The sequence below is a fragment of the Actinomadura geliboluensis genome (genome assembly GCF_005889745.1).
In the GTDB taxonomy this organism is placed as follows: domain Bacteria; phylum Actinomycetota; class Actinomycetes; order Streptosporangiales; family Streptosporangiaceae; genus Spirillospora; species Spirillospora geliboluensis.
Genome location: NZ_VCKZ01000361.1, coordinates 1 through 9,294, shown reverse-complemented (window position 1 = coordinate 9,294; position 9,294 = coordinate 1). Strand labels below are relative to the sequence as shown.

At 73.3% G+C, this 9,294-nt stretch carries 10 protein-coding genes; 3 read left to right on the top strand and 7 right to left on the bottom strand.

All coding sequences use genetic code 11. The features are described 5' to 3' along the window. Positions 1–128: 128 nt before the first annotated feature. The 4 genes from ETD96_RS34655 to ETD96_RS45265 form a co-directional block, all read right to left on the bottom strand. Complete coding sequence (locus tag ETD96_RS34655) at positions 129–839, bottom strand: phosphoadenylyl-sulfate reductase (protein WP_138640701.1); 711 nt, start codon at positions 837–839, stop codon at positions 129–131. After that, a complete protein-coding gene (locus ETD96_RS34650) occupies positions 836–1,003 on the bottom strand; it encodes an Insertion element protein (protein WP_138640700.1) in 168 nt (55 codons plus the stop codon). The genes ETD96_RS34655 and ETD96_RS34650 overlap by 4 nt, the downstream gene beginning before the upstream one ends. Positions 1,004–1,018: 15 nt before the next feature. Further along, entirely contained in the window at positions 1,019–2,686 is a 1,668-nt protein-coding gene (locus tag ETD96_RS34645; protein WP_171069374.1) for a nitrite/sulfite reductase, read from the bottom strand. A gap of 285 nt (positions 2,687–2,971) precedes the next feature. Further along, positions 2,972–3,142: a hypothetical protein gene (locus tag ETD96_RS45265; RefSeq protein ID WP_171069373.1), complete on the bottom strand. Its 171-nt coding sequence runs from the start codon at positions 3,140–3,142 to the stop codon at positions 2,972–2,974. 356 nt (positions 3,143–3,498) lie between these two features. Between ETD96_RS45265 and ETD96_RS34640 the strand changes: the two genes are divergently transcribed. From ETD96_RS34640 to ETD96_RS34630, 3 genes are read left to right on the top strand one after another with little or no spacing between them, the layout of a single operon-like run. Further along, the gene (locus ETD96_RS34640; protein ID WP_240808447.1) at positions 3,499–4,563 is read left to right on the top strand and encodes a YihY/virulence factor BrkB family protein; all 1,065 of its coding nucleotides are present in this window, start codon (positions 3,499–3,501) and stop codon (positions 4,561–4,563) included. 27 nt (positions 4,564–4,590) lie between these two features. Further along, positions 4,591–5,577, top strand: a complete 987-nt coding sequence (locus tag ETD96_RS34635) for a phosphotriesterase family protein (RefSeq protein WP_138640697.1) — start codon at positions 4,591–4,593, stop codon at positions 5,575–5,577. A gap of 58 nt (positions 5,578–5,635) precedes the next feature. Continuing rightward, entirely contained in the window at positions 5,636–6,358 is a 723-nt protein-coding gene (locus ETD96_RS34630; RefSeq protein ID WP_138640696.1) for a phosphoribosyltransferase, read from the top strand. 288 nt (positions 6,359–6,646) lie between these two features. Here the strand turns inward: ETD96_RS34630 and ETD96_RS34625 are convergent, their stop codons facing one another. The 3 genes from ETD96_RS34625 to ETD96_RS34615 all read right to left on the bottom strand — a co-directional run. Next, on the bottom strand, positions 6,647–6,943 hold the full coding sequence (locus tag ETD96_RS34625; protein WP_021600082.1) for a WhiB family transcriptional regulator: 297 nt from the start codon (positions 6,941–6,943) through the stop codon (positions 6,647–6,649). A 185-nt stretch (positions 6,944–7,128) separates the two neighbouring features. Next, positions 7,129–8,034 carry a sucrase ferredoxin gene (locus ETD96_RS34620; RefSeq protein ID WP_138640695.1) on the bottom strand — a complete coding sequence of 302 codons (906 nt, stop codon included), beginning with the start codon at positions 8,032–8,034 and terminating at the stop codon, positions 7,129–7,131. A gap of 112 nt (positions 8,035–8,146) precedes the next feature. Continuing rightward, positions 8,147–9,294: glycerol-3-phosphate dehydrogenase/oxidase (locus tag ETD96_RS34615; protein WP_138640694.1), on the bottom strand; the 1,148-nt coding region annotated here is incomplete at its 5' end.

The following is a 9,294-nucleotide window of genomic DNA, read 5'->3' as shown; positions in this document are numbered from 1 at the left end:
GTCCAGGAACGCGGCGTGCGCGGGGACGTCCGGGCGGCGCGTCCGGACGGCGTCGAGCAGCGCGGCGACGGTCGCGGCGGCGCGGGGGTCCCTGCTCCCGTGCGCGACCGCGACCATCGGGGGAGCGCTCACAGGTGGATGCCGCACTCGGTCTTGCCCATCCCGGCCCACCGGCCGCTGCGCGGGTCCTCGCCGGGCGCGACCGGCCGGGTGCACGGCGCGCAGCCGATCGAGGGGTAGCCGTCGTAGTGCAGCGGGTTGACCAGCACCCCGTTGTCGGCGATGTAGTTGTCCATGTCCTCCTGGGACCAGTCCAGGATCGGGTTGACCTTGACCATGCCGCGCTTGCGGTCCCACTCGACGACCCTCCGGTCGCGGCGGCTCGCGGTCTCGTCCCGCCGGATGCCGCTGAACCAGGCCATGTAGCCCTCCAGCGCGCGGCCGAGCGGCTCCACCTTGCGCAGGTGGCAGCACAGGTCCGGGTTGCGGCCGAACAGCCGGGGGCCGAGCGCGGCCTCCTGCTCCTCGACCGTCCGGGACGGGGTGACGTTGATGACGTTCACCGGGTAGACGGCCTCGACCGCGTCCCGGGTGCCGATCGTCTCGGCGAAGTGGTAGCCGGTGTCGACGAACAGCACGTCGATGCCGGGCTTCACCTTCGACACCAGGTGGATCAGCGCCGCGTCCGACATGGACGAGGTGAGGCAGATGCGGTCGCCGAACGTGGCGGCGGCCCACCGGATGACCTCCAGCGTGGGCGCGCCCGCCAGCGCCGCGGCGGCGGATTCGACGATGTCCTCGAGGTCAAGGGTAGGTCTGTCGGTCTCCAGGAGGGTCACCGAGGGATCTCCTTGCTCGCGGTGCCGGGGACTCCGACACCGAGGAACTTCAACGTGAAGGAACGGAGGCAGTCGGGGCAGAACCAGGAACCGTGCTCCTCGCGCGGTTCCAGGTTCTCCTCGCCGCAGTACGGGCAGTAGAACGGCGCCATGCGCTCGCTCATCGGTGCTCCGCCCCGCTACTTGAGGTCGGCGTCGTCGGCGCGGTGCACCCAGTCGGCGAACGTCTCGCCGTCGGCGCGCTGCGCGTCGAACTTGCGGACGACCCGCTCGACGTAGTCGGTCAGCCCGGCCGAGGTGGTCTTCAGCCCGCGGACCTTCTTGCCGAACGAGGCGCCGAGCCGCCCGCCCAGGTGGACCTGGAAGCCCTCGACCTGGTCGCCGTTCTCGTCCACGACGAGCTGGCCCTTGAGGCCGATGTCGGCGACCTGGACGCGGGCGCAGGAGTTCGGGCAGCCGTTGATGTTGATGGTCAGCGGCTGCTCGAAGTCGGGGAGCCGCTTCTCCAGCTCGTCCATCAGGTCCATGGCGCGCTGCTTGGTGTCGACGATCGCGAGCTTGCAGTACTCGATGCCGGTGCAGGCCATCATGTGCCGCCGGAACGTGGACGGCCGCGCGTGCAGGTCGTGCTCGGCGAGCGCCTCGACCAGCGCCTCGGTGTTCTCCTCCGGCACGTCCAGGATGATCATCTTCTGTTCCAGCGTCGTGCGGACCCGGCCCGAGCCGTAGCGGTCGGCCAGGTCGCCGATGACGCCGAGCAGCTCCCCGTTCAGGCGGCCCACGCGGGGCGCGAACCCGACGTAGAAGTTCCCGCCCTTCTGCGGGTGGACGCCCAGGTGGTCGCGGTGGACGTCCGGGGCGGCGGGCTCGGGGCCGTCCGGCAGCGCGTACCCGAGGTACTCCTTCTCCAGCACCTCGCGGAACTTCTCGGCGCCCCAGTCCTTCATCAGGAACTTCAGCCGGGCGCGGCTGCGCAGCCGCCGGTAGCCGTAGTCGCGGAAGATCGAGGTGACGCCGTGCCACACCTCGTGGGCCTGCTCGGGCTTCACGAACACGCCGAGGCTCTGGGAGAACATCGGGTTGGTGGACAGCCCGCCGCCGACGTACAGCGCGTAGCCGGTCTCCCCGGCGTCGTTCACCACGCCGACGAAGGCGATGTCGTTGATCTCGTGGACGGTGCAGTGCGAGGTGCAGCCCGACAGCGCCGTCTTGTACTTGCGCGGCAGGTTGGAGAACTCCGGCGAGCCGATGTAGCGGTCGTGGATCTCGCGCAGCTGCGGGGTCGCGTCGATCACCTCGTCGGCGGCGATCCCGGCCAGCGGACAGCCGATGATCGTGCGCGGCACGTCGCCGCACGCCTCGGTGGTGTGCAGCCCGACGGCGGCGAGCGCGTCCCAGATGGCGGGGACGTCCTCGATGCCGACCCAGTGCAGCTGGATGTTGTGCCGGTTCGTGATGTCGGCGGTGCCGCGCGCGTAGTTGCGGGAGATGTCGGCGATGGTCCGCAGCTGCGGACCGCTCAGCTGGCCGCCGTCGATGCGGATCCGCATCATGAAGTAGCGGTCCTCGAGCTCCTCGTCCTCCAGCGCGCCGGTGCGGCCGCCGTCGATGCCGGGCCTGCGCTGCGTGTAGAGGCCCATCCAGCGGAACCGGCCGCGCAGGTCGGACGGGTCGATCGAGTCGAAGCCGTTCTTGGAGTAGACGTCGATGATGCGGCGGCGGACGTTCAGCCCGTCGTCGTTCTTCTTGTTCTCCTCGGTGGAGTTGAGCGGTTCGCGGTAGCCGAGGGCCCACTGGCCCTCGCCCTTCTTGCGCTTGATCGCGGGTGGCACGGCGCGCGTCCTCATCTGTGGTCGTGAGGGACGCGTAGCGCACCGGCAGCATCAGACGGCCGGCTCAACGCTGAGCAGGATCAGGTCAAAGGTGACGCCGATGCACCACGCGCCCGCTGAGCAGGGGGGCGTGGTCGGGGCGTCACCGACAGATCGCGCTGCGGACGCGCAGGAAGTCCACGTGCCGGCGCTTCGCCAGCAGGGGGTCCGCAGCAGTCATGCTCAGACTCTGACATGACGTCTCGCGGCCTGTCCAGCCTCGTCCGATATACGGACACGTGAGATGTGTCATGGGGGCGGTCATCCCTGCCTCCGCCAGTTCACCCGGGGCTCGGCGTCGTCGCCGGCCGGGCGGCCGCCGGGCGCGCCGTCGCGCTCCGGCGTCGCGGGCGGGGGCCGGTGCTGGCAGTCGCACCAGGAGCCGCCACGGCATTCCTCGTGGCGGCGCTCGCGGCAGGACTGGCAGATCACGCCTCCATTGTCACCGATGGATCCCGGTGCTCGGCGCCCCGGCTCCGGTGCGCGGCCCCCGGGGCGTGGTTCCGAGCGCGGTTCCGGGCGCGGTTCCGGGCGGCGGTCTGACACGCCCGGGTACGGGCGGATGCGCCCGCCCGTGGCCGGACCGGGACGATCATGGTCCGGACGACGTTCCGCTCCGTCCAACCGGGTATGGGCAAGGACATGTACGGGGCGGCGGGCCGGTGGGGAGACGATCGGACGGGGGAGGCGATCGCCACGCGACGCACGGGCCGGGGAAGCACGTGGCCGACCACGGAAATGGGCGAGGCGGCATGTTCCGGGCGCGCGACGCTCTACGGTGGGGCGGTGTGACGACCGTCTCCGACGCCGAGGGCGTCCCCTCGGCCGGGGACTCCGACTCCGAGCGGGACCCGCGCGGCCCCGGGCCCCGGACGCGCCCGCACCCGCTCGTGACCGCCCGGGCGGCCCTGCGCACCGCCGCCCGCGTCTGCTGGATCCTCGTCAAGGGCACCGCGGTCGGCGCGTTCCGGTACCGGGTGACCGGGCTCGCCGCCGAGGCCGCGTTCTTCGCGCTGCTGTCGCTGCCGCCCCTCGTGATCGGGCTGATCGGCACGATGGGCCACCTGCGCGGCCTGCTCGGCCCCGACACCGTGACCGAGATCCGCACCTGGGTGATCGAGCAGGCGCAGACCTCGCTCACGGGCCCGGCGGTCGACTCGGTCGTCGTCCCGCTGATCGACGAGGTGATCCGGGGCGGCAGCCCCGACATCGTGTCCGTCAGCTACCTGATCTCGCTCTGGGCGGGGTCGCGGGCGACGAACGTCTACGTCGACACGATCACCATCTCCTACGGGCTGTCCGGCGTCCGCGGCGTGATCCGCACCCGGACGCGCGCGTTCGTGCTCTACCTCATCGGGCTGCTGGTCATGCTGATCGTCATCCCGATGCTGGTGGCCGGGCCGGCGCTGGTGCGGCAGGCGCTGCCGGAGAGCGCGCCGGCGGTGCAGCTGCTGTACTGGCCGGTGGTGGTGATCCTGTCGATCCTGTTCCTCGCGCTGCTCTACCACATGAGCGTCCCGGTGCGGACGGCCTGGTGGCGCGAGGTGCCCGGCGCCGTGCTGGCGCTGCTGATCTGGATCGTCGGCAGCGCGGGCCTGCGGATCTACCTGGCCGGATCGCTGCGCGGGGTGTCGGTGTACGGGTCGCTCGCCGCCGCGATCGCGGTGCTCGCGTGGCTGTACGTGGCGGCGCTCGCGGTGCTGATCGGGGCCGCGCTGAACGCCGAGATCGACCGGCTCTGGCCGAGCGGCGACACCGCGCGGGCGCGCGCCGTGCGGGAGGCGCAGGCCGAGGAGGAGCCCCGCGACCAGGGGGCCGCGGGTAAAAACAACCCCGAACAGGGCTCTGAATAGGTTAAACATGTCGTAACCTCGCGTGGCATGACCCCTCGTGAGGAGACCCGCCGGCTGCGGACCGTGACCGGCACGATCGCGACGTCCGAGATCACCGGGCCGGTGCTCGCTCACGAGCACCTCCAGATGGACCTGCGCTGGCCCGCGCGCCCCCAGCTGGTCGAGTCCGACCCCGGCCGGTGGCTGGACGAGGAGAAGCCCGTCCAGCGGGAGCTGTCCGCGCTGCGCAAGGAGCACGGGCTCGGCCTCGTGGTCGACCTCACGTGCTCGGGCATGGGCCGCAACGCCGCCGCGCTCGCCCGGATCAGCGCCGGCGCCCGGGTCGCCGTGGTCGCCGGGACCGGCGTGTTCACCGAGCCGTTCCACCCGGCGTTCGTCCGGGAGACGCTGGCCGCCGAGACCGGCCCGGACGGCCCGACCGGCGTCGAGCGGCTCGCGGAGCGGCTGCTCGCCGAGGTCGGCTTCGGCATGGACGGCACCAATTGCCTGCCCGGCGTCATCGGCGAGATCGGCACCTGGGGCGAGTCGCCGACCGAGACCGAGGAGCTGTGCCTGCGCGCCGCCGCGCGGGCGGCCCGCTACTCCGGCCTGTCCGTCGCGACCTACGGCCGGTCTGGGCTCGCCCAGATGGAGATCCTCACCTCCGCCGGACTGTCCCCGGACCGGGTCGCCGTCGGCCAGCAGGACCGGGTGGACGACCCCGGCCAGCACCGCAAGATCGCCGAGATGGGCGGCTACGTCTCGTTCGGCACGCTCGGCCTCGCGGGCGACGACCCGGACGCCATCGGCGCCCGCGTCCGGCTCGTGCTGGACCTGCTGGAGGCCGGGCACGCCGACCGGGTGCTGCTGAGCACCGGCGTCTCCCGGATGGAGCAGATCGGCCGCTACGGCGGCGCCGGCTTCGGCTACCTCTTCGAGACCTTCCTGCCCGCGCTGCGCGCCGCCGGAGCCGACGAGGCGACGCTGGACACGATCCTGCGCGACAACCCCCTGCGGTGGCTCGCCGGATCCTGAGCGAGCGCCTCACGGCTCCGTGAGTGGGTAGGGGACACCCCGGAAGGGGGTGGTCCCCATGTCCTGGAACAGATCCGCACGAGGGGACTTCCAGCGGGCGGAGACCGTCCGGCTCCCCTACACCGACCGCGCCGAGGCGGGCCGCGTGCTCGCCGAGCGCCTCGTCTCCCTGGGCCTGGAGGGGGCGGCCGTCCTCGCGCTGCCGCGCGGCGGCGTCCCCGTCGGGTACGAGGTCGCGCGGCGGCTCGGGTCCCGGCTCGACGTCCTGGTGACCCGCAAGATCGGTTATCCGCCGCAGCCGGAGCTCGGCGTCGGGGCGATCGCCGAGGGCGGCGCCCCGGTGTTCGACGGCGAGCTGCTGGCCCGGCTCGGCCTGCGCGAGGACGACCTCGCGGGCACGGTGGCGGCCGAGCGCGCCGAGCTGGACCGCCGCGTCGCGGCCTACCGGGGCGGCCGGCCGCTGCCGGAGGCCGCCGGGCGCCCGGTGATCGTGGTGGACGACGGGCTGGCCACCGGCGGCACCGCCCGCGCCGCGGTGCGGGCCATGCGCGAGCGCGGGCCGTCCCGCCTGGTGCTCGCGGTGCCGGTGGGCGCCGCGGAGACCGTCCACGGGCTGGAGGCCGAGGTGGACGACATCGTCGTCCCGGCGGCGCCGTGGGACTTCCGCGCCGTGGGCCAGTGGTACCGCGACTTCGAGCAGCTGACCGACGCCGACGTGACGGCCTGGCTGGAGCGGGCCGCGTCCGGCGCGCGGGGCCCCGGCGGACCGGACGGCGGGTGAGGCGGCGGGCCGCCGGGAGCCGGCCCGCGCCGGCGCCCGGAATGGCGGCCGCCGAATTTCGGTGAATGGGTCACATCGCGGAGTCGTTTGCGGTAAAAGCATCCCGGATGGAATGTCGTGGAACGATGTAACCCATCTGTGATGCAGATGTGACGACCGGGCCCGACCCGGTCGGAGGGGCGAGACCCCCGGCAACGCAAACGGCCCCGCGGGGCGGGGCCGTGACGTTTTCAGGTGGCATGCCGGGGATCGCGTCGGGAGCGTTTCCGAGCCTGCCCGCTCGCTCGGTCAGGCGGCGTTGGCGCGGCGCATCCGGCGACGGCGCTCGGACGCGCGCTCGTCCTCGTTGAGACCGCCCCACGTGCCGTACTTCTCGGGCCGGGACACCGCGTAGTCCAGGCACTCCGTGCGGACGGGGCAGCCCATGCAGATCTGCTTGGCCTTGCGCTCGCGAATCTCGCGCTCGGGCTGGCGCTCGCCGTCGGGACCGAAGAAGAGGACGAGGTCTTCCCCCCGGCACGCCGCGGCGTCCTGCCAGCCCCAGCTGGGACGAGGGAGGTTTGCCTGCCGACGTACCTGAGCCATGGAACACCCACCTTGATTGGTTTCGAACAAAAAACGGGACATGGACGCTCGACGTGCTTCAGGTGACATGAGTCAGAAGCGCCGAATGTTCCAACGTCTGGAGTTGCCGCTCTGTTCCCCGTCCGGTTACTCCGGAATCCTGGGGACGTGCGACACGGAGGCCCTCGAATGGGGCCTCAGAGAGATTACACGAGGGCCGCCTCGTTGAGAAGGGTGAGTTCCCTAACAACATAGGTTCGCAAGTTCTCGCCGCAGTCCGGGCCGCAGGGGTCGGACTGCTGGACGGCCTCCAGGGTCACCCGGTAACGGCTCTCCCGAGCAGTAACGACCGCTTCGTACCGAGATGTTCCGGTCAGCGACTCCACGGTCACCTCGTCCACCCCGAGGACGCCGGTCCGGGCGCGGACGAAGTGCTCCGCCGCCTGCGCCGGCTCGGGCGTCCCGGCCCGCCCGCGCAGCCGGTCGAGGACGACCTCGCCGCGCAGGTAGGCGTCCACCGCCGCCACGGCCTCGGTCTCGCCGAGGTCGCCGTAGTAGAGCCCGTGGGGAAGACACACCAAATTCGCCGCAAATCGGTCGCCGCCGACATGGGTGGTTTCCCATACGCGGCGGTCGAAACGCCCGGCGAGGGCCCGGGCCAGCGGCGCCCCCGTGCGTGCGCAGCAGGCGTTGTGCCGCCCGTGCGTGCACGCCAGCAGCACCGGCTCCGTCACCCGCGGGCCGAGCCCCGGCGACCGGCCGGCGGCGAGCGCGGCCAGGTCGAGCTCCGCCAGCTCCGCCGGATCGGCCAGCTCGCGGCCCTCCATCCAGACCTCGGCGCCGCGCGAGAACGCGGCGTAGACCTGGACCGGCGGGGTGGCGCGGCGGCGCCCCGGCCGCCGGATCAGCTGCGGCCGGACGCCCGCCTTCTTCGCGGCGCGCACGGCCTCGCCCACCGGGTCGCCGCCGGGCAGGTCGGTGACGTTCTCGGGCCACGGACCGGGGTGCTCGATGAGCAGCCAGGCGCGCGCCTTCACGGTCGCGCTCGCCAGGCACGGGCGCTCGCCCGTGTGGCTCCCCGGGCAGTGCCCGCAGCCGTTCCCCCGCGTCACTCGTCCCCCCGGCCGATCTTCAATGGATTAGGTAAGGGTAACCTAACGGGTCGCGGCCAAACCTGGAGGGGTGCGGCGGGAGGGGTGACGGAGGTCTCAGTCTCCCCTTCCCTCAGCGCAGCGCGGCCCGGGGGAGCAGCGCCTCGGCGGCGGGCAGCGCGGCCTCCCGGTCGGCGGCGACGAGCCCGATCCGCGTGCGGCGGTCCAGCAGGTCGCCGGCGTCCAGCGCGCCCTCGTGCCGGACGGCCCAGACCAGCTCCGCCCCGGTCACCGGCAGGCCCGGCGCGACCGGCTCCAGCAGCGCGGGGTCGTCCCCGCCCAGCGCGGCCAGCATCGGCGCCTCCGTCCCGTAGCGCTGGACGAGGCGGGACGGCGCGTCCAGCGCGTCCAGCCGGGCGCGCGGGGCGGCGCCGACCAGCGGCAGCCGGGACGTGCGGCTCGGCCCGGCGGTGAGGCCGCGGGCGCGCACCGCCGCGTCGACGGCGTCCTGCGCCATCCGCCGGTAGGTGGTGAGCTTGCCGCCGACGACCGTGACGACGCCGTCCCGCGAGGTCAGCACCGCGTGGCGGCGGGAGATGTCGGCCGTGTCGCCGCCGTGCCCGACGTCGAGCAGCGGGCGCAGCCCGGCGAAGGCGCCGAGGACGTCCGAGCGCCGGACGGGGACGTCCAGCGCGGAGGCCAGCACGTCGAGCAGGAACCCGATCTCGCCCTCGGTGGGCTCCGGCACGTCGGGGATCGGCCCGTCGGCGGGCTCGTCGGTGAGGCCCACGTAGACGCGGCCGTCGCCCTGCGGCAGCACCAGCAGGAAGCGGGAACCGCCGCCGGGGATCGGCACGTGCATCCCGGCGGACAGGCCGCGCAGCGCCGCCGCCCGCAGCACCAGGTGGGTGCCCCGCGACGGGCGCAGCCGCACCCCGTCCACGAGGCCGCCCGCCCAGACGCCGGCCGCGTTCAGCACGGCCCGCGCCCGGACGGTGAACTCCCGCCCGGTCAGCTCGTCGCGCACCAGGGCGCCGTCGCCCGCCACCTGGACGGCGCGGCACCGGGTGAGGACGCGGGCGCCGTGCCCGGCGGCGGTCCGGGCGAGCGCGGTGACCAGGCGCGCGTCGTCGCACAGCTGGCCGTCCCACGACAGCAGCCCGCCGCGCAGCCCGTGCGTTACGAAGCCTTCTCGACCACCCTCGGCGCCTGGTTCTCTCAGATCCGTGTGTGCCGGATCGTGGGCATGGCTCTCCTCCTTCTCCGGCCCCCGCTCGGTGG